At 64.2% G+C, this 24,185-nt stretch carries 23 protein-coding genes; 11 read left to right on the top strand and 12 right to left on the bottom strand.

Features of this window, described 5'->3' with window-relative positions:
- The first annotated feature begins 58 nt into the window (after positions 1 to 58).
- Positions 59 to 772: a response regulator gene (locus HUX88_RS14870; protein WP_117010988.1), complete on the top strand. Its 714-nt coding sequence runs from the start codon at positions 59 to 61 to the stop codon at positions 770 to 772.
- The gene (locus tag HUX88_RS14865; protein WP_176362350.1) at positions 772 to 1,854 is read left to right on the top strand and encodes an ATP-binding protein; all 1,083 of its coding nucleotides are present in this window, start codon (positions 772 to 774) and stop codon (positions 1,852 to 1,854) included. The genes HUX88_RS14870 and HUX88_RS14865 overlap by 1 nt, the downstream gene beginning before the upstream one ends.
- Before the next feature lie 6 nt (positions 1,855 to 1,860).
- On the opposite strand, the gene HUX88_RS14860 is transcribed toward HUX88_RS14865, so the two are convergent.
- The 11 genes from HUX88_RS14860 to tssK form a co-directional block, all read right to left on the bottom strand.
- On the bottom strand, positions 1,861 to 2,238 hold the full coding sequence (locus HUX88_RS14860) for a nuclear transport factor 2 family protein (RefSeq protein ID WP_176362278.1): 378 nt from the start codon (positions 2,236 to 2,238) through the stop codon (positions 1,861 to 1,863).
- Between the two features lie 71 nt (positions 2,239 to 2,309).
- Entirely contained in the window at positions 2,310 to 3,422 is a 1,113-nt protein-coding gene (locus HUX88_RS14855) for a PEP-CTERM sorting domain-containing protein (protein ID WP_176362277.1), read from the bottom strand.
- 75 nt (positions 3,423 to 3,497) lie between these two features.
- Positions 3,498 to 3,974, bottom strand: coding sequence for a hypothetical protein (locus tag HUX88_RS14850; protein ID WP_176362276.1), 477 nt, complete (start codon positions 3,972 to 3,974; stop codon positions 3,498 to 3,500).
- Positions 3,971 to 4,507 (bottom strand): hypothetical protein, encoded by a 537-nt coding sequence (locus tag HUX88_RS14845; protein ID WP_176362275.1) that lies wholly within the window; start codon positions 4,505 to 4,507, stop codon positions 3,971 to 3,973. The genes HUX88_RS14850 and HUX88_RS14845 overlap by 4 nt, the downstream gene beginning before the upstream one ends.
- Complete coding sequence (locus HUX88_RS14840) at positions 4,504 to 5,982, bottom strand: hypothetical protein (protein ID WP_176362274.1); 1,479 nt, start codon at positions 5,980 to 5,982, stop codon at positions 4,504 to 4,506. The genes HUX88_RS14845 and HUX88_RS14840 overlap by 4 nt, the downstream gene beginning before the upstream one ends.
- A gap of 59 nt (positions 5,983 to 6,041) precedes the next feature.
- Entirely contained in the window at positions 6,042 to 6,473 is a 432-nt protein-coding gene (locus HUX88_RS14835) for a hypothetical protein (RefSeq protein ID WP_117010965.1), read from the bottom strand.
- 73 nt (positions 6,474 to 6,546) lie between these two features.
- On the bottom strand, positions 6,547 to 7,191 hold the full coding sequence (locus HUX88_RS14830) for a hypothetical protein (RefSeq protein ID WP_176362273.1): 645 nt from the start codon (positions 7,189 to 7,191) through the stop codon (positions 6,547 to 6,549).
- A gap of 13 nt (positions 7,192 to 7,204) precedes the next feature.
- The gene (locus tag HUX88_RS14825; RefSeq protein WP_176362272.1) at positions 7,205 to 8,038 is read right to left on the bottom strand and encodes a hypothetical protein; all 834 of its coding nucleotides are present in this window, start codon (positions 8,036 to 8,038) and stop codon (positions 7,205 to 7,207) included.
- A 3-nt stretch (positions 8,039 to 8,041) separates the two neighbouring features.
- Positions 8,042 to 10,828, bottom strand: a complete 2,787-nt coding sequence (locus HUX88_RS14820) for a type VI secretion system Vgr family protein (protein WP_176362271.1) — start codon at positions 10,826 to 10,828, stop codon at positions 8,042 to 8,044.
- Positions 10,828 to 11,592, bottom strand: a complete 765-nt coding sequence (gene icmH / locus HUX88_RS14815; protein ID WP_176362270.1) for a type IVB secretion system protein IcmH/DotU — start codon at positions 11,590 to 11,592, stop codon at positions 10,828 to 10,830. Before icmH ends, HUX88_RS14820 begins: the two co-directional genes overlap by 1 nt.
- A 14-nt stretch (positions 11,593 to 11,606) precedes the next feature.
- Positions 11,607 to 12,947 (bottom strand): type VI secretion system baseplate subunit TssK, encoded by a 1,341-nt coding sequence (tssK, locus tag HUX88_RS14810; RefSeq protein ID WP_117010948.1) that lies wholly within the window; start codon positions 12,945 to 12,947, stop codon positions 11,607 to 11,609.
- Positions 12,948 to 13,339: 392 nt separating this feature from the next.
- Here tssK and HUX88_RS14805 point away from each other — a divergent pair, with 392 nt between their 5' ends.
- From HUX88_RS14805 to HUX88_RS14765, 9 genes are read left to right on the top strand one after another with little or no spacing between them, the layout of a single operon-like run.
- Positions 13,340 to 13,813, top strand: coding sequence for a M48 family metallopeptidase (locus HUX88_RS14805; RefSeq protein ID WP_229219360.1), 474 nt, complete (start codon positions 13,340 to 13,342; stop codon positions 13,811 to 13,813).
- A gap of 25 nt (positions 13,814 to 13,838) precedes the next feature.
- Positions 13,839 to 14,342 (top strand): type VI secretion system contractile sheath small subunit, encoded by a 504-nt coding sequence (tssB, locus tag HUX88_RS14800; protein ID WP_117010944.1) that lies wholly within the window; start codon positions 13,839 to 13,841, stop codon positions 14,340 to 14,342.
- Positions 14,343 to 14,344: 2 nt separating this feature from the next.
- Positions 14,345 to 15,829 carry a type VI secretion system contractile sheath large subunit gene (tssC, locus tag HUX88_RS14795; protein WP_176362269.1) on the top strand — a complete coding sequence of 495 codons (1,485 nt, stop codon included), beginning with the start codon at positions 14,345 to 14,347 and terminating at the stop codon, positions 15,827 to 15,829.
- A 42-nt stretch (positions 15,830 to 15,871) separates the two neighbouring features.
- On the top strand, positions 15,872 to 16,363 hold the full coding sequence (locus HUX88_RS14790) for a type VI secretion system tube protein Hcp (RefSeq protein ID WP_117010942.1): 492 nt from the start codon (positions 15,872 to 15,874) through the stop codon (positions 16,361 to 16,363).
- Between the two features lie 26 nt (positions 16,364 to 16,389).
- Entirely contained in the window at positions 16,390 to 16,881 is a 492-nt protein-coding gene (tssE, locus tag HUX88_RS14785) for a type VI secretion system baseplate subunit TssE (protein ID WP_161096732.1), read from the top strand.
- Between the two features lies 1 nt (position 16,882).
- A complete protein-coding gene (gene tssF, locus HUX88_RS14780) occupies positions 16,883 to 18,727 on the top strand; it encodes a type VI secretion system baseplate subunit TssF (RefSeq protein ID WP_117010938.1) in 1,845 nt (614 codons plus the stop codon).
- Positions 18,691 to 19,773 carry a type VI secretion system baseplate subunit TssG gene (gene tssG, locus HUX88_RS14775; protein WP_176362268.1) on the top strand — a complete coding sequence of 361 codons (1,083 nt, stop codon included), beginning with the start codon at positions 18,691 to 18,693 and terminating at the stop codon, positions 19,771 to 19,773. The genes tssF and tssG overlap by 37 nt, the downstream gene beginning before the upstream one ends.
- 16 nt (positions 19,774 to 19,789) lie before the next feature.
- Positions 19,790 to 22,441 (top strand): type VI secretion system ATPase TssH, encoded by a 2,652-nt coding sequence (gene tssH, locus HUX88_RS14770; RefSeq protein ID WP_176362267.1) that lies wholly within the window; start codon positions 19,790 to 19,792, stop codon positions 22,439 to 22,441.
- Positions 22,442 to 22,452: 11 nt separating this feature from the next.
- Positions 22,453 to 23,133 carry a hypothetical protein gene (locus HUX88_RS14765; protein ID WP_229219359.1) on the top strand — a complete coding sequence of 227 codons (681 nt, stop codon included), beginning with the start codon at positions 22,453 to 22,455 and terminating at the stop codon, positions 23,131 to 23,133.
- Between the two features lie 13 nt (positions 23,134 to 23,146).
- On the opposite strand, the gene tssA is transcribed toward HUX88_RS14765, so the two are convergent.
- Entirely contained in the window at positions 23,147 to 24,184 is a 1,038-nt protein-coding gene (tssA, locus tag HUX88_RS14760; RefSeq protein ID WP_176362265.1) for a type VI secretion system protein TssA, read from the bottom strand.
- Position 24,185 lies beyond the last annotated feature (1 nt).

Below are 24,185 nucleotides of genomic sequence, written 5' to 3'. Positions count from 1 at the left end.
TATCTATTGAGGAAATATGGAGATATGATGGAGATCGTTACTTATTTTCAATTCATTCATGTCTAGTTCTGCCGGAACCCCGCTGGTGCTCATCGCCGAAGACGAATCCGAAATCGCCCAAATCCTGCAAGCCTACCTGGCCCGCGACGGCCTGCGCACCGTGCACGCGGCGGACGGCCGCATCGCGCTCGACCTGCACCTGTCGCTGAAGCCGGACCTGGTGCTGCTCGATGTGCAGATGCCGCGCGTGGACGGCTGGAAGGTGCTGGCCGAACTGCGCCTGCGCGGCGATACGCCGGTGATCATGCTGACCGCGCACGACCAGGACATCGACAAGCTGATGGGCCTGCGCATCGGCGCCGACGATTACGTGGTCAAGCCCTTCAACCCGGCCGAGGTGGCCGCGCGCGTGGGCGCCGTGCTGCGCCGCGCCGCCGCCCGCAGCATCGGTCCGGCCGCAGGCGTGCTGCGCTGCGGCCAGCTGGAGATCGACCTGGAGACCTACCAGGCCAGCGCCGAGGTGGACGGCCAGCGCGCGCCGCTGAACCTGACGCTGACCGAGTTCCGCCTGCTGACCCACATGGCGCGCGCGCCCAAGCGGGTGTTCACGCGCAGCGAGTTGCTGGCGGCCTGCCTGCCGGAGGGTAACGCGCTGGAACGCACGGTGGACAGCCACGTCAGCAAGCTGCGCAAGAAGCTGGAGGACAGCGGCCTGACCGGCGTGCTGACCAGCCTGCGCGGCGTCGGCTACCGGCTGGAGGACGCGGAATGATGCGCGGTCCCGGCCTGAACCGGCAGATCACGCTGGCCATGCTGGCCGTGTCGCTGGGCATGACGCTGGTCGTGCTGCTGGGCTCCTACGTGTTCTACGCGCTGGTGATCGAGTACCGGCCGGACCTGCTGTCCGGCCCCACCGACATGATCCCCACCAGCACCGAATGGATCTGGATGGCGTCGGTGACGATGGTCGCGCTGGTGTTCGCGGTGTGGGCCTCGGCGCGGCTGGCGCGGCGCATCCTGGCGCCGCTGAACTCGGTGGCCGACAGCGTGCGCCGCGTCGCGCACGGCGACCTTGCCGCGCGCGCCGTGGCCGGCGACCGTTCGCTGGGCGAGACCGCCTTGCTGGTCGACGACTTCAACGCGATGGCCGAACGGCTGCAGCGCATGGAGCGCGAGATGGTGACGTGGAACGCCGCCATCGCCCACGAGCTGCGCACGCCGGTGACGATCCTGCGCGGCCGCCTGCAGGGCCTGGCGGAGGGCGTGTTCGAGCCGGATGAAAAACAGTTCCGCGGCCTGCTGCACCAGGTGGAGGGTCTGTCGCGCCTGATCGACGACTTGCGCATGTTGAGCATGTTCGACAGCGGCCACCTGAAGCTGGAGCTGGCCGACTGCGACCTGGCCGGCGCCATCCGCGACGTGGCGCACCTTCTGGCGCCGCAGATGGAGGCGGCCGGCTACCAGCTGACGCTGGACCTGGCGGAAGGGCGCATCTGCTGCGACGGCGCGCGCATGCGGCAGATCCTGCTGGCCTTGCTCGACAACGCGGGACGCTACGCCGATCCCGGCGTCATCCACATCCGCACGCGGGTGCTGGGCGCGCAGTACCTGCTGCAGGTGGAGGACGCCGGCCCCGGCATCGATGAGGAGCTGGAGGGCAAGCTGTTCCTGGCCTTCCACCGGGGCGAGCATGCGCGCGCCGGCGCCGTGGGCGGCAGCGGGCTGGGCCTGGCCGTGGTGCGCGCCATCGCCGAGGCGCACGGCGGCGTGGCCTCGTACCGGCGCGGCGACGCCGGCGGCGCGATGTTCGAGATCGCGTGGCCGATGCCGATGCCCGGCCCGGCCGTCAGTTGAAGGACGTCAGGCGGCCTGGCCGTGGAAGGCCTTGTTGGCGATCTTCCAGCCTTCTCCGGTTTTGAGCAAGACGAAATAGTCGACGAAGGTCATCGCGCCGTGCCGCAGCGTGACGCGGGCGCAGGCGGCGTTGCCGTGGACTTCGATCCAGTCGGTTGTGCGGCGGCGCTGCGCCTCGTCGGCGGCCGGCGTGCGCTTGAAGCGTTCGCAATACACCTCCAGCGGCCACGACGTGAACACGCCTTCGCGCATCGATTCGATGTGGGCGCTCGGCAGGAAGGCCTTGCGCATGAAGTCGGCGTCGTCCCGGGCGTGGCCCTGGAAGTAGTTTTGTATCGGTTCCAGCACCGCCAGTTGTTCGGCGTTGAAGCGTGCGTTGTCCATAGGAGTCTCCAGGTTGAGAGCGCATCCTACGTGAGTGCGGCGCGGCTGTGGCCTTGCCGCGCCGATAGCCGCTATACGCCGGCGGCGATATCGCCCTCGCTTGCGGCACGCCGGCTGTTGCGGGCGGCCAGGCCCAGCAGGCCCAGCCCCGCCGACAGCGTCAGCCACGTGGCGGGTTCGGGCACCGCCGCGGCCAGGTCCAGCCGCAGCGCGCGGCAGACGCCGGCCCTGCAGCCGGTGGCGGCGATCTGCTGATGGTCGTTGATGTCGTGGGCGTCGTTGATGCGCCAGCCGGTGGCCGGATCGATCAGCTTGTTCAGGTCCAGCATCACGCCGCCGCTGTAGAGAAAGCCGCTGCTGCCGCCATCGCCCTCGATGTTGGAGACGCCCACCACCTGGTCCGCGTTGTTGATGCCGGCGGCGAAGCTGTAAGTGCCGCCCAGCGTGCCGAGGTCGTGCATGGCGCCGTTGGCGTACAGGAAGGCATGGTCGGCCGCGTCGTCGGCGACGGCCGCGTAGCCGACCGCGTGGCCGGCGTCGTTCAGGCTCCAGGCGGCGCTGTTGGTGCCGCCGAAGGTGCCCAGGTCCCGCAGCGCCGCGCCTTCGTACAGGAAGGCGTGGACGGCGTGGAAGGCGATGGCGTCGCTGATGGCCGCGTTGCCGGCCACCTGGCCGTGGACGTTGATGTCGAACGCGTTGCTGATTTCGCCGCCGAGCGTGCCGAGGTCGCGCATGCCGCCGCCCGAATACAGGAAGGCGTGCCACAGGTTGTCCGCGTTGGCGGCGCTGCCGACGATCTGGCCGGCGTTGTTGATGCGCCTGGCCTCGGCTTCGGCGCCGCCCAGCGTGCCGAGGTCGCGCATGGCGCCGTTGGCATAGAGGAAGGCGCGCCGGAGCCCGTCCGCATCGGTGGCGCCGCCGACCAGCTGCCCATAGGCATTGATACCGGTGGCCGTGCTGCTGGCGCCGCCCAGCGTGCCCAGGCGGGTGATGATGCCGTCGTGGAACAGCGCCGCCTGCGGCACGCCGGACGGGCTGTATTCAGCGCCGGCCACCAGGCCGAGGCTGTTGATGGCGTAGGCGCTGCTGTCGCTGCCGCCGAGGTCGACAACGTTGTAGCGCGGGGCGGCCTGGGTGCTGGCAGCGGCCAGCGTCAGCAGTAGAAGGGGAATCAAGCGTGACATGGCGTATGCTCCGGTGGGTGGATCGGTCCAGCCGTTCAAGACTAGATGATCGGCCCGCATCGGCCATGTGGTGCATCAATCGCAGGCGTCGCCGATGGCGGCCAGGCGCCAGGTCCCCTTGCCATAGCGCAGCGTGCGGCGGTTGATGCAGGCTTCGTTGGGTTGATATTGCAGGTTGATCTCGTCGTCGGATATGTCCAGTTCGGCTTCGACGCTTGCCTCGTTGGTGAGCAGTGAGTCGATCAGCGCGGCGTCCACCTTGATGATGGAAACCTGCTCCTTGCCGTCGGTGTCGAAGGTGTTGTCCTTGATTTTGGGTGGCATGTGGCGGCGGAGATAGGCGACGTTGACCGGCGTCTTGGCGCCACACATCAGCAGCTCGGCCAGGTGCCAGGCGTCGTCGGCTGCGGGAACCTTGAGCAATTGTGCGCGCAGGGCGGACTTGTTTTTCGTTGAGCAGGCGTTGGTCGGCGCCTGCCGGTCAGGGTCCGCCTGGACGGCGTTCATGGAAAAAGCGGCGAGCAGTGCCACGGCGGCGATAGTTGGTTTCATGGTTTTATGCGGCTTTCTGGTTTAACGGCGGCTTCTTTTTTCAGGACCGATTCGACGGTCAGGTCTTTGCTCCTGGCGTAGAACTTCTGGCCTACTGGTTTGAGCAGGTAGAACGGGCCGTCGGGGTAGGCGGGATCGTCGGTGGTCAGCTTGTACCAGCTGGCCTTGATGCCGGCGGGCGATTCGCTGACGGCGGCTTCGATCAGATACACGTCGCCGCCGCGCGCGGCCACGAAGCCGTCGACCATGGTGGTTTCGCCGTGGGAGACGTTGTACCAGGTCTCTTCCTGATCGTCCCGCGATTTAATGATGGGGACGTGGACCCAGTCCGCGCCTGGCTTGCTTTCGAAGTAGAAGGTCATGCTGCGTTTGTAGCGCAGCACATCGCTGACGGTGCCGGCTACCATCACCAGCTTGCCTTTGAGCGCGGGCCATTGGTGCAGGCCTTGCTGGCTGGAGGCGACATCGGCATGGGCGGCCGGCGCCCATGCCAGCGTGAGGGCGAGTGTGCAATATGCGAGGAGTGTTTTCATTTTCGGCTTGGGGGCGTTAGCATCCTGGTGGGATAGGGTAGATCTGGCGGAAGGTCGGGCGTCGGACCGTCGAACACCGCGTCGAGGTTCCGGGTGCAGAACTGCTCCGCGGCGATCCAGCCGGCGTGGTCTTTGGGACCGTGCAATAATCGCTCGTCAGGGTAGTTGTAGAGCAGGGCGTCCAAAGCGGCGTACCGCACCGATCTCTCGCTGATGTCGCGGACGTAGCTTTTCAATGGCGAACGAAGATAGCCGCACGCCGCAAGGAGGGAGCTCCGCGTGCCAATCCAGCCCAGTGACTGCAGCCGCTCCGCCAATTCCGTGCCGTCTCTTGCCATGCCGACGTTGTAGAAGCGGTTGCGTGGTGCGGGTGGAGCGGAGCGCTCGGCTTGAACGGCGGCATCGATGAACTCATTTTCAATCCGGATATTCCCCAGCGCCGCTTGGGCGAGCCTGATTGCGTGGCGCCGTTCCGGTTGGGCCCGCCATTGGGCTTGCAATGCCATCTTCTCCACAAATCGTCGGGCCTCCACCGTTTTCGCCTTGGCGGCGATGCGCAGATAGTCCCCTTTCAATTGTCGAAGCGAAGCTGTATAGATTGGGGCAAACGCCGCGAGGTCGGAAGGCGTGCAGCGGTCCAGCAGAATTTGCGCGGCCCGGTCTGCCGCCGCATCGTCCTTGGCAAATCCGCCGACCGCTAGGGCGCGAATAATGGAATGGTCGCGGATGACCGCAAACTTGTCCGGGGCGGGTGCATCCATTGCCAGGCCGAGCTTTTCCAGCTGGCGGACGATGCTCTCGCGGACGTCTGTGGTCCCGGTCGCCAATTCCTTGGTGAAGGGTTCGAGATTGGGGCCCAGGTAGATCGCTACACTGTGAAAACTTCGCGGATAGCCATCTTTGAGGTCCGAAACGCGCGGATCGGCTTCGAACCCCAAGTTGATCGTACGGCCATTCGTCTCTTTTTTGTACCAGAAGACATTGACGATTTCCAGTGATTCGTTTTTTCGTTCCTCCGCGTGGCTCGATTCAAAAACAAGACGGCCGAAGAAGGACTTCGGAAGTCGCATTTCAAAAACGCCATACGGGAAATTCCTGGGATGAATGCGGAGCCCAGCCATGCTCCACGCGGAAGCGGGGTCTTTACGAGTAAAGCCAATGGAGATGGAACGGAATTTGAAATTGTCGACTTCGTAGGATAGCGACGATTTGATTGGCTTCGACGGCTCCTTAGGCCAGAAGAATTTTCCTTGTCCGAAGGCTGAATCGTTTTCTCCCAAGCTTCGCTTTTGTTCAATCACATCCAGCATGGAGTTGAACAGACAGCCGACGTATTCCTGCTGCTCGGCGGTCAGCGGTACGCGCGACGGAATGTCGTCCAGCTCGGAATCCTTGTACAGATCCATCAGCTTGCGACTACTCATGGCCGGCACGTCGGCGGCACAGTTGCCTTCCACTGCGCCGGCGGAAGCCATGCAAAGTAAGGCGGAGAGTAAGAAAGCACCCGCAGCGTTGTTCGTTCTCGCGCAATCGTTCACTGCGGCGAGGACAAGGTGAGATACAGCAGCAAGCGGCGGTCGCCATCACACACGAACCCCTGCACCGGGCTGCCGGACTTTTTCAATGTCGTGGCGTAGGGGCGGCAGTCACGCAGGGCGGACAGATCCGCCGTCGTATTCTTATGATCCGCCAGCAAGTGGCGGAACGGCTCGCTCAACCACGAGCGCGCGGCTTCCGGAGCGATGAAGGAGGTGCCGGCGCTTTCCTTCTGCGATGCGAACCAGGCACCGTCGGCAGGTTGCAACTCGGCGATCAGGGTGGTGAAATCGGTAGGGCCGGGCACGCCTCCTTTGTATTCCGGCGTGCCAAAGACCTCCCAGCGGGCCGAGGTCGCGGGAATTTGAACATTGATCACTTCACGCAGTGCGGACAGGTTGTCCGATACGCTGGGTGCGTGGTCTTCCATCGAGCAGCCTTGCAAAAGTAGTGCGCCAGCCGTAAGGCCGATCATCAAGGCCGATGTAAACGGGACAACGGGCCTATTTCGCAGCATGCTCTAGCAGCGCTTGCAGTTTGGCGATCCGTTGCGGCTGCAGCTTCGCAAGCGCCAGCCTGCTTCGTAAAATTTCCAGTTGTGCCGGATCGCGCGCCACGTCGGTGGTGATGAACTTTTCAACGTCGGATTCGGCGCGCAGGTTTTCTTGCAGCAGCGCGTACTGGTAACTGAATCGTTGGTTCTTCAGGCCGTTCGCCGCCAATGTGTCTTCGTACTTTTTGCGCACCGCAGGATCCTTGATGCTCGCCGGGGCGACGCCTGCGGGCAGTCCGGCTTCCAGCGGTGGCGCCACGGTGAGTTCCGGGAGGTCGTCCGGATTGAAGTCAGGTGCGATCTCCGCATCCATCGCGTCAAAGATGGCGAACCACAGCGCCAGCTTGTCCTTGGCTGGCGGAGCCGATAACACGATGCTTGGCATGGCGTCCGCCAACGAGATGGCCGTCGATAGCGACGAGACATCGTGGGTTTTTTTAAATGCTGCCAATTGCTGCATGGCTTGGTCGAACTGCTGCGACATTTTTTTCTCCGCCGGTGTATGTTTATGTGGTGCCTTAAGCGCCGCGCTCCCATGGGCGGCCGGATGGCCGGCCAAGCCCAGGAGCACTGTGATCAGTACAGCATAGCGCATGATGCTTGCCTTCTTAGTAGGTGGACGAGGGATCTGTGAGCCCGGCTGCGCCTGAAGCGCCGGCCTTGCTGACGGTCATATCCCCGGCGGCATCTATGGTAAAGCGTTGATGGACGGTTGCAAAGACTTTATCAGCGCCGCCGCCGACCCGGAATTTCCAGGGGATCGCCCAGTCGAATGTGCCGTTCGAATACGGAGTGCCGAAATTGCAATGCCCGGATTGCGCGGTATCGTTGCCGACCACTCTCGAACCCTTGCCGGCAATCGTAGGCCCGACCGGCACCCACGTGCCCGCACCGTGCGAGCCATGTCGAATGCCATCCAAGGGCGTGCCGGCGAAGTAACCTGTCACCACGCCCGGGCAATCGTCCTCCGAAATCTGGATGAACTGGAACGACACCGTATCCGGTTCAAGGAAGATGACAGTCTTGATGCCCACCGATGGAATGCCATTGGTGTGCTGTATGCCGCTTCCGGGTTTGCGTTCCATGTGCACGCCAGTCGGTTCGATGACGGTAAACGTCAGGGTGCAGGTGCAGCCGCCGCCGGTGGCCTTGATGGTGACGGTCGCCGCCTGGTCAGGCGCCTCGAAAGTGACCGTCTGACCGGTGGCGGAAGTCAACGTTCCTTTTGAGGCGGTCCAAGTGGCGCTGCCGAGGCTGTAGGTCAGTTTGACTTTTTCACCGACACCCACGGTGGTGCGCGTGCGGTCGGGCGGTAGCATTGCAACGGTCTCAACCGTGACCTTGGCGGCGGTGCAGGGGGAGGCCGTCACGGTGGCCGGTGCGCGTGTCTTGACCTCCTTCGGGGTGGTTGTACTGGATGCGATTGTCTTCCACGTCGTCATCGTTCAGCCCTGTGCAATTTCTAACGACAGCGGCTGTTGCGAAGTCGTCGCGACTATGTGGGTATGGCCGGTTTCATCGGTCACACCTTCCTCGTAGGTGCCATCGGCGAGCTTGATGCGATAGCGCTGGTTGGGAAGCGGCAGGCCCGTGGTCTCGTCTTTCACGATAAATCCTTGGTCAAATAATTTCAGCCGCGAGTCCGGCAACGCCGGCATGGCGGCCGCGGCGCTGGCGCCCCCTTCAAACACATGCTTCCCGCCCTTGACGGTGAAGTTGCCCGGGCAGGCGAAGGTGATGTCGCCGCCTTCCAGCGTAATCGACGACTGGCCGGCCTGCAGCACGATCTTCTGATTGGCCTTGATCTCTATGCTGTCGTTGACCGAGATGACGGTGATCGACTTATCGGCCAGGATTTCCAGCTGGTCGGTGTGCGCCTGTAGCGATACCGGGCCGTTGCCGGCGATCGCCTGGATGCCGCCTGCGTGCGTAAAGTAGCTCGCTGCGTTGGCCGCCACCGACGATATCGTGTACCCGGCCGTCATGTGCACATCGCCCTGCGTGACCCAGTGCAGCTGCTGGCCGGCGAACAGCACGGTCGATGCCGGCGTGGCCCAGTTGATGCTGGCCGGCGCGTCCATCAGCACCAGCGGGGCACCAAATTTCTCCACCGGCCTGGATGCGTCCAGATCGCGCGCACCGTCCTTGGCCTTGACGGCCTGCTGGCCGTTGACCGCGCCGGCATGCTTGCCCTTGTTCTTGGGATCGAGCTGCGAGATGAAATCCTGGTGCGCGTCGGCGGCGGGCTTGCTGGACAAGGCCTGCTGCTGCTTGGCCGTCTCACTGAGCCGCTGCGCCAGTTCCTTCGACGATTTCAATGCGCCGAGCGCTTCGTCCGCATCCATCTGCGTGGACGCGACGCCGCTGCCTTGCGCGGCGCGCGCGCTGGTGGTCAGCAGCACGCCTTGTGCACCGCGCACGGCGGCCCAGGCGTCGGTGCGCAGTTCGAAGCCGCTGCCGCGATAGCTGCCGCGCTGCGCGGAGGAAGGATCCTGCTGGATCAGGTAGCCCAGGTTCAGCTGCGTGGCTGCGCTGCTGGTGGCGAGGCGCGTGCGCAGCTGGCCCGGCGTGTCGTCCAGCTGCCACTGGTTGTAGCCGCCGCCGTCGAAGTTGTGGCTGTGGATGCCGGACAGCGTGCCCGCGTGATTGGCCGCCGAATCCACGCCGGCCGAAAACGGCGGCAGGTCGGCGCCGGTGTACAGCTGCGCCACCACCAGCGGCCGGTCCATGTCGCCTTCGATGAAGTCGACCAGCACTTCGGTGCCGATGCGCGGCGTGAATTGCGACCCCCAGTTCGGGCCGGCCAGCGCTTCCGCCACCCGCACCCAGGTGCCTGAGGTTTCGTCGCCGGGCGCGTTGCCCTTGGTGTCGGTGTTGTGGCCCATGCCGCCGGCGTTGGCGCCTTGCCCGCGTTGCCAGGCGAACTGGATTTTGACCTGGTGATCGCGGTCGGTGGTGGCGACCGCGTTGGCCAGGCCGACGATCAGCGCCGTCTGTGGCCCCAGCGCGGTGCTGGCGTTCGGCGCGGCGGTGGCGCGCGGCACCACGGCCACGCTGTCGCGCACGCAGCCAAAGCTGTTGCGATAGGTGCCGTTCTCGATGCCGCCGCCGCTCAGTGCCGCCGCCGTCTTGATCCGCGCCTGGAAGTTGTTGCGCGCCTCGTGCCGCACCCACAGCACCAGGAAGCGGTTGTCGCCGTCGGCGTAGCGATCGTGCTGCGTGAGTTGGAAGCCGTGGCCCGCAGCCAGCCGGCGCACCGCGCCCGCGCCTTCGAATAGTTTGTTTTCCAGTTCCAGCGCCTGCAGCATCAACTGGCTGTGCGGATCGGCGGCGGCGCCGTTATTGGCGCCGCTGGCGATGCGTTCGCCGCTGCCGTCGTAGACGGCCAGCACCGGCAGTTCGCCCGCATCGAGGCTGGACGCCTGCTCGGCCGATGGCGCCAGCAACTGCGCCGGGTCCCAGCTGCTGATGCTGATGGCATTGGCCCGCACCCGGCGGCGGGCGGTGAAGTGGTCGATGGCGTCGTCGCTGTCGGTGGCGCGCACGCCGTGGAAGCGGATTTCGGCGTCGCCCGGCGTGTCCGGCGCGCGTGCCTTGCTGTCGAAGATCACCAGCTTGTGCCTGGCCTGGCCGTCCTTGCTTTCATCGTCGGCCTGGTCGTGCTCAAAACGCCAGCTCAGGCCTTCGGAGGCCAGCAGGCGGGTGAAGAATTCCAGGTCGCTTTCGCGGTACTGCGTGCAGATGGCGCGCGGCTCCAGCGTCTGCGTGACGTCGAATTCGAAGCGCAGCTGCGGATAGTCGCCCAGCAGCTCGGTGACGATGTCCCGCGCGTTCTTGTCCTGGAAGATGTAGCTGTCGCGCCGCAGCCGCAGCATGGCCAACGCCGGTTCCAGGATCAGGCGGTAGCGCGCCACGCCGCCGTCTGCGCCCAGCCACGCGGCTTCCGTGCAGATGCCGTGCCATGCGCGGCGGCCGCCGTCCGGCTGAAGCAGCGTGACGGTCATTTCCTCGCCGATGAAGATCGTCAGATCCAGGTCGGTCGATGGGCTCAATGCGTCGACTTCGAACGCATACAGTTCGTTGACGCCTTCGCGGCCGCTGAAGCGTTCCGCCATCAGCGATTCGGGAAGGTCCGATGCCTGCGCGCTGGCCAGTGTAATCAGGCGGGCGTGTTGGCTCAGGCCCGTGCCGAACAGGCCGAGCGCCGAGGTGATTTGCGACGGCAGATTCATCAGGGCAGGGTGATTGTCAGGTTGGCGGCACGCGGTGCCATTTTGACGACGTCGTTATACGCGTTCATGCGGTTCTCGGCGTTGTGGTTGAGCGAGGTGCGCAGGCCGATGTAGCCGAGCACGCAGATCAGGCCGAACACGGAGCACAACACCCACAACGGCAGGTCGCTGCGCAGCTTGTGCTTGATCTGGTCGGGGCGCTCGGCGTGCGGCGCGAAGCCGCCGCGCTTGCCCTTCATGTGGGCGATTTCGTCGCCCAGGCGCGAGGTGAGGTAGTTCAGCTTTTCCGAGCCTTCGAGGATGTACTTGCCCTGGAAGCCCAGCAGCAAGCACATATGGAACACCTCCAGCGCCTGCAGGTGCGCGCTGCCGCGCGCGCGCAGGTTCTCCAGGCGGTTGTAGAAATTCTCGCCGGCCAGCTGCTCGCCGAACAGCACCAGCTGCAGCGGGCGGCGCTCCCACGCGTCGCGGATGCTGAAGCTGGAGCGCAGGATGATCTCGTCGACCGCCGCGCAGAAGGCGTATTTGGCGTTGTCCACGTCGTCCGGCGAGGCGTTCTGCTTCTTGGCGCCGCGGCCGAAGTCGTCCAGGAAGGCCGACATCTTGCGGGCGAACTCGCCGTCGTCCTGCGGGCCATTGCCGTTCTTGAGCATGAACAGCGCGTAGAAGCCGTCGTACATCAGGTCGAGCAGGGTTTGCGGCGCGCTGGCCGCGCTGGGCGGAGCGCCGGCGCCGATCAGGGAAGGTGCGGTAACGGTATTCATTTTTGATCCTCGGTTCAGGAAGTGACGGCCACCAGGTCCAGCTTCAGGTCATGCATGCCGCCGGGGACGTATATGGAAATGGATTGGGCTTGCAGCATGCGCTCGTACATCTGGCCCTTGGCCTCGAGCGCGAAGTAGCAGGCGTCCGGACGCACCGGCACGGCGGCCGGCACCTGCGGCGCGTGCGTCAGACGCACGCCCGGCATCGCCGACAGCACGAATTTTTCGACGTCGTCCGGCGCGCCGATCTTGAAGCGCAGCGGCACGATGTCCACCATCTCGCTGGCCGGCAGGTCGGCCGAGACGGCGATGTAGAAGGTGGTCTTGTCGTCGATCTTCTGCGAGTCCAGCATGCCGTGGTGGTAGGAGGGCTTGACTTCCTTGAGCGCGATGGCGAAGTACTTCGACGAGATCACCGTGTCGAGCAGCTCGCGGATGATCTGGTGCAGCGTGGCGAAGCCGGGGCCGGGGTCGGCGTGCTGGTAGGGCGGCAGGTCGGCCAGGGTCCAGCTTTTCGAGAAGGTCATCAGGGCGCCGGCCAGCTGCAGCAGCTGTTCGTACAGGCGTTCCGGATGCAGCGCCGGATGATGGAAGTAGTGCGACAGCGAGGCGAACGCCGAACTGGCCGTGTGCAGCAGCCAGAAGGACGACATGTCGCCGGAGCGGAATTCGATCACGTGTTTGCTCGGCTCGCGGTGGTGGCCGTACAGCGCGCTGACCTTGGCCTGCAGCGCGTCGATCAGGCGCCGCAGCTGCAGGAACAGCTGCGGCGAGCTGCGGATCGACAGGCTGGGCGCGACGAACGACGCGTCCAGTTCGAAGCCGCCGGTGGTCGCGCGGCGCAGGCGCAGCAGCGGGAAGTGGGTGTAGGAGTCGCGCGGCTCGAATTCCGACACCAGCCGCACGGTCTTCTTCAGGTAGCTCAGCTGCGCCGACGCGGCCTGCGTGTACAGGTCCGGCGTTTCGCGGTTCGATTGCAGGAAGCGCACGGCGTTGCCGCCGTTGGCGCCGTCGGCGAAATTGCCGCCGAACGGTTTGAACGCGGGCAGGGCGGCGTAGAAGGTCACGCTCTGCTGCGACTGCGCCAGCTGGCTCAGGTCCACGGTGTCCGGCAGCTCGTCCTCGCCGGGGGCGCTGTACAACTCCCCGTCCTGGAAGCGCAGCGACAGCTCCAGCACGCGCAGAGTGTTGTTGGTCAATGCGTCACGGTCGATCTGGATCTGGTTCACGCCCCACGCATACGGGTGTAGCGCCTGCAGGCTGTGATGCAGGCGCTGCTCGTGGTACTGGTCCTGCTGCTGGAAGTGCTGCGGGCGCAGGAATAAGCCTTCGCCCCATAAAATTTTGCTGCTCATGCGTGCGTCCTTGAGTGTGTGGCGCATTGATGCCATTTGTTAAGTAGCAGAACAATAACATTTCTTGACCAACAGCCGCGTTCGTTTGATTTCTATCGTGCGCAGCTTAAAAAATAGGCAACCAGACTTCTACGGCACTAAAAAGTTCCGCATTTCAACCAAAAATTCAATTGAACGCCGTCAACAATAAATTTCTGATAACGTGCGGCCTGTTGGAAATAATTAGTGGTTAGGCATTCTTTTTTGATATTTAGTTTGAGGACAGCATGAAGACCGTAATCTCCCTTGGCCGCATCGGCCGTTTCATTGGCGCCGCTGTCTGCGCCGCATCGCTCAGCGCTTGTATGACCGCCCCTGTGGTCCAGAAGCCCGCACTGCCTAGCATGGAAGACATGCTGGCCAAAGCCAGCCAGGCCAGTGGCGCCGGCCAGAAGGAGCAGGCAGTCACGTTGTGGAAGGCGGCCGCCGAGGCATACCCGACCGACAAGACGCCGTGGACCAATATCGCGCAGACCCGTTATGAGGCCGGCCAGTACGGCGAGGCCATCGTCAGCGCGCAGGAAGTGCTGGTGCGCGATCCGAACGACCGCCTGGCCAACAGCATCATCGCCATCAGCGGCCTGCGCCTGTCGACGCGCGCGCTGTCGGACCTGAGCCGCCAAAATAATTTGTCCGGATCGCTGCGCACCGAATCGCAGGACCTGGCCAAGCTGCTGCGCGAAAGCCTGGGCGAGACCGTGCTGGTGCCGCCGCAGGCCCCGCAGGCTGTGAGCCCGCCGCGCAATACCACCGCCGCCAAGGGCAAAAAGGGCAAGGCCAAGGCCGCTGAAGATTCAAGCGCCGATCCGTTCAACGCGTTGAAGTAATTAACCTAAACGATAGGGGAATCCCATGTCTAAAAATACCAGTGTCCAGAAAAAACTGCAGAAAATCCGTCCGCCACGGGTCCAGATGACCTACGACGTTGAAATCGGCGACGCCATCGAAAACAAGGAACTGCCCTTTGTGATGGGCGTGGTGGGCGACTTCGGCGGCAATTCGGAAGTCGAGCAAAAACGCTTGAAGGACCGCAGCTTCGTCGGCATCGACCGCGACAACTTCGATGAAGTGCTCAAGGGCGTGGAGCCGCGCGCGGCCTACCGCGTGTCGAATGAGCTGAGCGACGAGGGCGGCCAGTTCGCCGTCGACCTGAAATTCAAGTCGATGGAAGACTTCCGTCCGGAAGCCGTGGTGCAGCAGGTCGAACCGCTGCGCAAGCTGCTCGAAGCGCGCACCAAGCTGGCCGACCTGCGCAACAAACTGGCCGGCAACGACAAGCTGGAAGACATCTTGAACGACGTCTTGAACAGCACCGAGAAATTGGCCGAACTGGGCCAGCAAACCACGAAGGCTTGATCATGTCCGCTCAACTGACTCCAGGCGGCGCGGCCGCCGCCACCACCGAATTCGCTTTGCTCGACCAGATCGTCGAACAGAGCAAGGTCGCCAAATCCAGCGCCGAGCATGCGCGCGCCAAGGACCTGATTTCCGAACTGGTGAACCAGGTCATGGACGGCACCGTGGTCGTCTCCAACAACCTGGCCGCGACCATCGACGCCCGCGTCGCTGAACTGGACCGCATGATTTCGGCGCAGCTGTCGGCCGTGATGCACGCGCCGGAATTCCAGAAGCTGGAAAGCAGCTGGACCGGCCTGCACTACCTGGTGCGCAATTCCGCCACCGGCCAGAATCTGAAGATCAAGATGCTCAATGCGACCAAGAAGGAATTGGTCAAGGACTTCCAGTCCGCGCTGGAATTCGATCAGAGCACCATGTTCAAGAAGGTCTACGAAGAGGAATTCGGCACCTTCGGCGGTGCGCCGTTCGGCGCGCTGCTGGGCGACTACGAGATCACCCGCCAGCCGGAAGACATGTACTTCATCGAGCAGATGTCGCACGTGGCGGCCGCCGCGCACGCGCCGTTCATTTCGGCCGCGTCGCCGGAGCTGTTCGGCCTGGAGAGCTACAGCGACCTGGGTAAGCCGCGCGACCTGTCGAAGGTGTTCGACACTGTGGAATACGCGAAGTGGAAGTCGTTCCGCGAATCTGAGGACTCGCGCTACGTCGGCCTGACGCTGCCGCGCTTCCTGGGCCGCCTGCCGTTCAACCCGGCCGATGGCGCCACCACCGAGGGCTTCAACTTCGTCGAGGATGTCGACGGCACCGATCACCAGAAATACCTGTGGTGTAACGCGGCCTACGCCTTCGGCACCAAGCTGACCGCGGCCTTCGAGGACTACGGCTGGTGCGCGGCGATCCGCGGCGTGGAGGGCGGCGGCCTGGTGGAAGACCTGCCGACCCACACCTTCAAGACCGACGAAGGCGAAGTCGCGCTCAAGTGCCCGACCGAGATCGCCATCACCGACCGCCGCGAGAAGGAATTGAGCGACCTCGGTTTCATTTCGCTGGTCCACTGCAAGAACACCGACTACGCCGCCTTCTTCGGCGCGCAATCGGCGCAGAAGGCCCGCAAGTACAACAGCGACGCCGCCAACGCCAACGCCGTGCTGTCGGCGCAGCTGCAGTACATCTTCGCCGTCTCGCGCATCGCCCACTACATGAAGGCGATGATGCGCGACAAAATCGGCAGCTTCGCCGCCGCCTCGAACGTGGAAGACTTCCTGAACCGCTGGCTGACCCAGTACGTGCTGCTGGACGATAACGCCAGCCAGGAACAGAAAGCCCAGTTCCCGCTGCGCGAAGCGTCCGTCCAGGTATCCGAAGTGCCGGGCCGTCCGGGCGTGTACCGCGCGGTGTCGTTCCTGCGTCCGCACTTCCAGCTCGACGAGCTGTCCGTTTCACTCCGTTTGGTCGCGGAGCTGCCTGCATCGACCAAAAGCTAAGCAACCGTAGTACCTTTACTTTAACAACCGAAAGGAAGCAACATGGCAATCGACGTATATCTGCAAATCGATGGTATTAAAGGCGAATCCGCCGATTCTACCCACAAGGATTGGATCGAGGTCTCGACCGTACAATGGGAAGTGCTGCAGCCAAAATCGGCTACTGCATCGACCGGCGGCGGCCACACCGCCGAGCGCACCGAGCACAAAGACATCGTTGTCTCGAAGCTGGCCGACCTGGCTACTCCTCTGCTGCTGCAAACCTGCTCGTCGGGTAAAACCATCCCCAAGGCAAAGCTGGAATTCCTGCGCGCCGACGGCAATGGCGAGCGTATCAAGTACTTCGAAATCGAACTGGAAAATGTGCTGATCAGCAGCGTCGCACCAACCGTCAAGCCAGGCAACATCCTGACGGAAGACGTGTCGATCAAGTATTCGAAAGTGAAATGGAAGTACACCCAACAGAAAGTCGGCGGCGGTTCGGGCGGTAACACCTCGGGTGGCTGGGATCTGTCGGCCAACAAGACCGCGTAATCGACTGACTGTTTAATGGGATACCGATGAAGGGTTTTACGCCGGGACTGTTCGACCGGCTGATGGATATGCCAGTCAACGGCGCCTCCAACGGCACGGTATCGCGCTTGTCGATCGAGGACTTGAAGGACTCGGTCGCGCGCGATCTGGAAGCGCTCCTCAACACGCGCACCGTGATCCCGGAGGAGCTGCTGAAGCGGTATCCCGAATGCGGGCGCTCGATCGTGACATACGGCTTGAACGACTTTGCCGGCTTGTCGCTGTCGAGCACCGATGATCGTGCTTACATTTGCCGATGTCTTGAAAAAGCCATCGCGCGCCATGAGCCGCGCCTGCGCAACGTGCAGGCCTCGCTCGAACTGCGCGCGGATTCGATCAACCGCCTGAACTTCGCCATCACGGCGTTGCTGGTGGTGAGTTCGGCCCATGAACCGGTCAATTTCGACGCTGTGTTGCAGCCGTCCAGCCTGCACTACACCATAAGCAAGGCGCGCCGCGTGGCGCAATCGGGAGCCTGAGTTGGACCAATTATTACCGTATTACGAGAGGGAGCTGGGATTCCTGCGCCGCTATTCGCGCGAATTCTCCGAACGCTACCCCAAGATCGCCGGCCGGCTGCTGATCGGCGGCGAGGTGTGCGAAGACCCGCACATCGAACGCATGATCGAATCTTTTGCGCTGCTCAATTCGCGCATCGCCAAGCGGCTCGACGACGATTACCCGGAATTCACCGAAGCGCTGTTCGAGGTGCTGTACCCGCACTATCTGCGGCCGTTCCCATCGTGCTCGATCGCGCGCATGGACTTCAGCGGCGCCGCCGCGCAGCTGACCACCGCCAGCGAGATCGCGCGCGGGACCCAGCTGACCACGCGCCCGGTGCGCGGCGCCGTGTGCACCTTCCGCACCGCGTATCCGGTGACGATCGCGCCGCTGGCGCTGACGCATGCGGCCTTCGCCGCCATCATCGACGCGCCGGAGGCGACGCGCACGCCGCCCAACGCCACCTCCAGCATCAGCCTGACCATCTCCAGCACCTCGGCGCAGGTGGCGGTGCCGCAGCTTGGGCTGTCCAAACTGCGCGTGTTCATCGACGGCGAGCCGTCCTTCTGCGCCGCGCTGCGCGATGCGCTGTTCATGCGCGGCGTGTGCGCCTATGCGGAAGCCGACGGCAATGGCCGCTGGATTCCGCTGCACAAGATCCCAGTGAGCCCGGCCGGCTTCGAGGAGGAGGAGTCGCTGATCGATTTCTCGGCCCGCTCGCACGCCGCCTACCGGTTGCTGACCGAGTATTTCTGCTTCCCGGAGAAGTTCAACTTCTTCGACATCGACCTGCACGCGTTGTCCGGCGTGCTGCCGGCCGGCTGCAAGTCGGTCACGCTGCACCTGGCGCTGTCGGGCATGCGGACCGATTCCAACACCGCCCGCATGCTCGGCACGCTCAACATCAACAACGTGCTGCTGGGCTGCACGCCGGTGGTCAACCTGTTCCACCAGCGCGGAGAGCCGATCCGGCTGACGCACACCAGCGCCAGTTACCCGGTGCTGGCCGACGCGCGGCGCGCGTTCGCGTACGAGGTGCAGTCGATCGACTCGGTGAAGCTGGTGCGGCAAACGCCACAGGGCGAATCGGTGCTGGAGTTCCGCCCGTTCTATTCGCTGCGCCACGGCCAGACGCCGGAGAAGAACGGCCATTACTGGGTGATGCGGCGCGACGACATCATCGCCGAGAAAAGCCCAGGCTACGAAACGCAGATTTCCATCGTCGACATCGATTTCGATCCGGCCGAGGTGGAGACCGACACCCTGAGCCTGGAACTGAGCTGCACCAACCGCGACCTGCCAGCCTCGCTGAGCTACGGCCAGCGCGGCGGCGACCTGTTCCTGGAGGGCGGCTCCAGCGTGCGCGCGATCAGCTTCCTGCGCAAGCCGACGTCCTCGCACCGCTTCGAGCGCGGGCGCGGCGCGCACTGGCGGCTGATTTCCCACCTGTCGCTGAACCACCTGTCGCTGGCCGATGGCGGCCTGGATGCCTTCCGCGAGATGCTGACGCTGTACGACCTGCCGCGTTCACCGTCGTCGCAGCGCCAGATCGGCGGCATCCTGGCGGTATCGCACAAGGCGGCCAACACCTGGCTGCCGGGGAATCCGTTCGCCTGCCTGGTGCGCGGCATCGAGGTGCGGCTGACCATCGACGAGGAAGCCTTCGTGGGTAGCGGCATCCATGCCTTCGCCCACATCATCGAGCGCTTCCTCGGCCTGTACGTGCACGCCAACAGCTTCACCCAGCTGGTGATCGTGTCGAATAAAACCGGAGAGGAGCTGTTGCGATGCACGCCACGAAGCGGCGATTTGAGCCTGCTGTAATCGAGCGGCTGTTCGCGCAGCCGTACCGGTTCGAATACTTCCAGGCGGTTCGCATGCTGGAGCTGTGGCTCAAGCGCCATGGCGCGCCGGGCGAGGGTGCGGTCGCCAACTACCTGCGCTTCCAGAATTCGACGTCGCTGAACTTCCCGGCCAGCCAGCTGGAAGCGATGCAGCCGGAGCCGCGCGACGTGCCGACCGATCCCCGCGCGCTGGCGCAGGCGCTGCAATCGGCGCAGCTGAAGTACATCCGCATCACGCCGGCCTTCATGGGCTTCCTGGGCAGCAGCGGCACGCTGCCTGCGCACTACACGGAACGCATCGCGGCGCACGCGCTGTACGAAAAGGACGACGGCCCGCGCGCCTTCCTCGATACCTTCTCCAACCGCGCGCTGGCCCTGTTCTACGAGGCCTGGCGCAAGTACCGGCTGGAGTTGAAGTACCAGATCGACGGCAAGGACACCTTCCTGCCGCTGCTGCTGTCGCTGGCCGGCATGGGCAACGAGTCGCTGCGGCGGCGCCTGGCCGACGACGGCGACGGCGTGCTCGATGAGTCGATCGGCTACTTCGCCACCGCCATGCGCCAGCGTCCGGCGTCGGCGGTGCAGATCGCGAAGGTGCTGTCGGAGTATTTCAACCAGCCGATCAAGGCCGAGCAGTTCATCGGCTGCTGGTACGACGTACCGGTGGAGCAGCAGACGGTGCTCGGCCTGGGCAACGCGATGCTGGGCGCCGGGGCGATGGCCGGTTCGCGCGTATGGCAGCGCGACCTGCGATTGCGGCTGGTGGTGGGGCCGCTGGACCTGGAAGGCTACGAATCCTTCCTGCCCGGCGGTAAGGCGGCAAAGGCGCTGAAAAGCATGTTGACCATGTTTACCGGCCTGTCGCTGGAATATGAAGTGCAGCTGGTGCTGCGGGCGGCCGACGTGCAAGGGGCGCGGCTGGAGGACGATCGCGTGGGCGGGCGCCTGGGTTGGGACAGCTTCCTGGTCACCGACGCCCAGACGCGGGACCGCGCCGACGTGCGCTATGAGATTCATACAGTATAAAAAATAGGGAACCATCATGAGCATCAACCTGAAAACACTGATCGGAAAACTGAACGACACCAGCCGCACGGCTGCCACCCGCGCGGCCAGCCTGTGCGTCTCGCTGGGCCAGTACGAGGTGGATATCGAGCACCTGTTCCTGGCGTTGCTGGAGCAGCCCAAGAGCGATTTCGTCGTCATCGCGCGCCAGAGCGGCATCAGCGTGAGCATGCTGGAGGCGGACTTGCAGGCCGAGATCGCGCGGCTGAAGACCGGCAATTCCCGCACGCCGGTGTTCTCGGAGCGCTTGCCCAAGCTGTTCGAACACGCGTGGCTGATCGCGTCGCTGGACCTGCAGGCGGGCCAGCAGGCGCAGATCCGCAGCGGCCATCTGCTGCAGGCGCTGTTGACGGAACCGGAGCTGGCGCAGTTGGCCTACCGTGGCTCGAAACTGTTCGCCAAGTTCGAGATCGACCAGATCAAGCATAACCTCGACAAGCTGACCGTGGGTTCGGACGAGGCGGTGGCGGCCGCGCCGGCGGCGGAGCACGAGGAGCTGGCCGGCGATCCGGTGGGCGACTTGTCGGCCAAGGCCGCTTCCAAGACGCCGGCGCTGGACCAGTTCACCACCAACCTGACGCAGCGTGCCCGCGACGGCAAGGTCGATCCGGTGATCGGCCGCGATATGGAAATCCGCCAGGCCATCGATATCCTGATGCGCCGCCGCCAGAACAATCCCATCCTGACCGGCGAGGCCGGCGTCGGCAAGACCGCCGTGGTGGAAGGCCTGGCGCTGCGCATCGCGCTCAACGACGTGCCGGATGTGTTGAAGGGCGTCGAAATCCACACGCTGGACATGGGCCTGCTGCAAGCCGGCGCCAGCGTCAAGGGCGAATTCGAGAACCGCCTGAAGAACGTCATCGACGAGGTGAAGAAAAGCCCGCACGCCATCATCCTGTTCATCGACGAGGCGCATACGATGATCGGCGCCGGCGGCCAGGCCGGCCAAAACGACGCGGCCAACCTGCTGAAGCCCGCGCTGGCGCGCGGCGAGCTGCGCACCATCGCCGCCACCACCTGGGGCGAGTACAAGAAGTATTTTGAAAAGGACGCCGCATTGGCGCGCCGCTTCCAGGTCGTAAAGGTCGAGGAGCCGAGCGAGGAACTGGCTTGCGCCATGTTGCGCGGCATGGCGCCGCTGATGGAGAAGCATTTCGGCGTGCGCGTGTACGACGAGGCGATCACTGAGGCGGTGCGCCTGTCTCATCGCTACATCATGGGCCGCCAGCTGCCGGACAAGGCGATCAGCGTGCTCGATACCGCCTGCGCCAAGGTCGCGCTGGGGCAGAACGCCACGCCGGCGTTGATCGAGAACCTGGCGCGCAAGCTGGAACGCATCGCCGCGGAATCGACGTCGCTGCAGCGCGAGCAGAGCTCCGGCGGCAGCGCCCACGTGGCGCGCCTGGCGGAGCTGGAGGCTGCCCGCGTGGCGGCCGCCGCGCAGCATGCCGAGTTGTCGGAGCGCTGGGAGAAGGAGAAGGTGCTGACGGAACAGATCAAGGCCGGCCGCGCGACGCTGGAAACCGGCGGCGACGCCAGCCAGGGCAAGGATCTGCAGGCGCTGCAGGCGGAGTTGAAGTCGCTGCAGGGCGAGGCGCCGATGGTGCCGGTGCAGGTGGACGGCCATGTGGTGGCGGAGATCGTCGCCGGCTGGACCGGCATCCCGCTGGGCAAAATGGTCAAGGACGAGATCAAGACGGTGCTGAACCTGAAAGCCATGCTGGAGCAGCGCGTGCTGGGCCAGCCGCATGCGATCGAGGCGGTGGCGCAGCGTGTACGCACCTCGCGCGCGAACCTGGACGATCCGAACAAACCGAAAGGCGTGTTCCTGTTCGTCGGCCCGTCCGGCATCGGCAAGACCGAGACCGCGCTGGCGCTGGCCGATGTGCTGTACGGCGGCGAACGAAAACTCATCACCATCAATATGAGCGAATACCAGGAGGCGCACAGCGTCTCGGGCCTGAAAGGCTCGCCGCCGGGCTATGTGGGCTATGGCGAGGGTGGCGTGCTGACCGAGGCCGTGCGCCGCAATCCCTACAGCGTGGTGCTGCTGGATGAGGTGGAAAAGGCGCATCCGGACGTGATGGAGCTGTTCTTCCAGGTGTTCGACAAGGGTGTGATGGACGACGCGGAAGGCCGCGAGATCGACTTCAAGAACACCATCATCATCCTGACGTCGAACGTGGCGTCGGCCGCGATGATGCAGGCTTGCCTGAACAAGAGCAGCGAGGAGCTGCCCGATCCGGCGGCGCTGGAAGAGCTGATTCGTCCGCACCTGATGAAGCAGTTCAAGCCGGCCTTCCTGGGCCGCCTGAAGGTGATTCCGTACTATCCGATTCCCGACGATGTGCTGGTGGAGATCATCAAGCTCAAACTGGGCCGGATCCAGAAGCGCATCAGCGCCAACCACAAGGCGGAGTTCAGCTATGACGAGGCGCTGGTCGAAGCGGTGCTGGCCCGTTGCACGGAAGTCGATTCCGGCGCGCGCAATGTCGACAACATCCTCAATGGCACGCTGCTGCCGGAAGTGGCTGAATCCGTGCTGACCAGGATGGCCGAAGGTGCCGCGATCAGCAAGATCAAGGTCAGCGCCAACAAGCAGGGCCAGTTCAAATACACCGTCAAATAAGGAGAATGACAATGAAGCGACAAACCACCATAGCGATTCTGCTGTCCACGCTGGCCCTGGCCGCGTGCCACAAGAAGGACAAGCCGGCGGATGGGCCGACCGTCGAGGCCCCGGCGGCTGCGGCGGCGCCCGCGCCGGCGGCTCCGGCACCGGCCGCCGCGCAGACCGAGGCGCAGCAGGAGATGGCCAGGAAGCAGGCCTTGCTCGACTACGGCACGATGGAGGACAAGTACTTGAACGATCCGAAGGGACAGTGGGCTGCGACCGCCAAGGCCAGTACGACCTTCGGCGACGACAACGGCAAGGAGCCGTCGGAGGTCAATATGGCCAAGAACGTCGTCGGCCCATCGGATGACCGCAGCTGGTCCAACAACAACCAGGACAAGGGCTTCGACTGGCTGGAGGTTGGCTACGCCAAACCGGTCAACGCGACCGAGCTGCGGGTGATCTTCCCCGGCGGCGAGGGCGTGGAGGCGGTGAGCAAGGTGGAGCTGCAGGACACGGACGGCAAGTGGAACACCATCTGGTCCGGCATCAGCGAGGTAAAGCAGGATAAGCGCGGAAACCGCACCTGGTTCGTGCGCACCTTCGACAAGACCGCCTACAAAGTCAAAGGCGCCAAGATCACCATCGCCAACAACGTCCAACACGGCTACAAGAACGTTGAAGCCGTGCAGCTGGTTGGCGAGTAAGGGCGGATAAGGCTTAGTTGGGAGGTCGCACTCCCAACATCTCTTCGATGTGGGAGAGCGAGCCTTCGTCCTTGATGACGGAGCGCAGCCAGGTGTGCAGGTCCTGCTCTCCGGCGTTGGCGGCCTTTTCGGCGAAGTAGGACACCGGGCTGTGTGGCTCTGTCTCGCGGAAGAACCGCGCGACGGCCCGCAGCTGGGCGATGGCCTGCGTGCGATTGCGGATCGGGCCGGAGGCGGCTTCACGCTGTTGCGGAGCCGCCGTGCCGTTCGACGCTTGCGATGCCTGTTCGTCGGAGGGGGCGTCGGCCTGCGCCTCGGCGCCGGCGGACTTGCCTGCCGCCGGCATCGCATGCAGCATCGATTGCACGGCATCGCGCGCGGCGGAGAACCCCGGGCTGTCCTGGCCCAGCTTCGCGTCCGATACTTTTTCCAATTGCAGCAGGGCGTCCATGCAGTACTGCGCGTCGGCGGTGAAGCCGGCGCAGAACTGCGCGGAGTTGGAGCGCTTGGCCGCTTCCATGTCGGCCAGCTTGGGCGAGCCGGATTGGTCGTCGCCGCCATTGGCGCGCTTGCGGGCGGATTCGAAGTCGATGGTGGAGTAGGCCGTGTTGCGGCCCTCCGTCAGCGGCATCTCGCGGATCAGTGTTTTGGTGCGTGCCAGGATCCAGCTTAAATTGCCGACGCGTTGTTCGTTGTCGCCGCCGTCCGCCTCCGGATACAGACCCATGTCCCAATACTGCTCGCACAGGCCGGCCAGCAGGCGGTAGCCTTCCGCCAGGCCTCGCAGGTGATGCTGCTTGGCGGCGGCCTCGGTCAGCCAGACCGCCAGCCGCAGGTCCTTGCTTTTCTCCGTCAACAGCGCGGCGCAGCGCTTGACGACGAATTCCCAATCCGCTTCCTTCAATTCCGTCACCCATTCGCCCTGGTCCAGCGAGGGGTCGTCGAACTTGCGCGCTTGAGCGATGGCGTCCAGGTCGGACGAGAAGGACAGGTCCTCGCCAGATGGGCGGCTGTCGCTGATGGGGATTAATAACTGCTCTGCTGAAAACATG

The sequence above is a fragment of the Duganella sp. BJB1802 genome, from assembly GCF_013369445.1.
GTDB classification, from domain to species: Bacteria; Pseudomonadota; Gammaproteobacteria; order Burkholderiales; family Burkholderiaceae_D; genus Rugamonas; species Rugamonas vulcania_A.
This window is presented reverse-complemented; position numbering and strand designations above follow the sequence as displayed.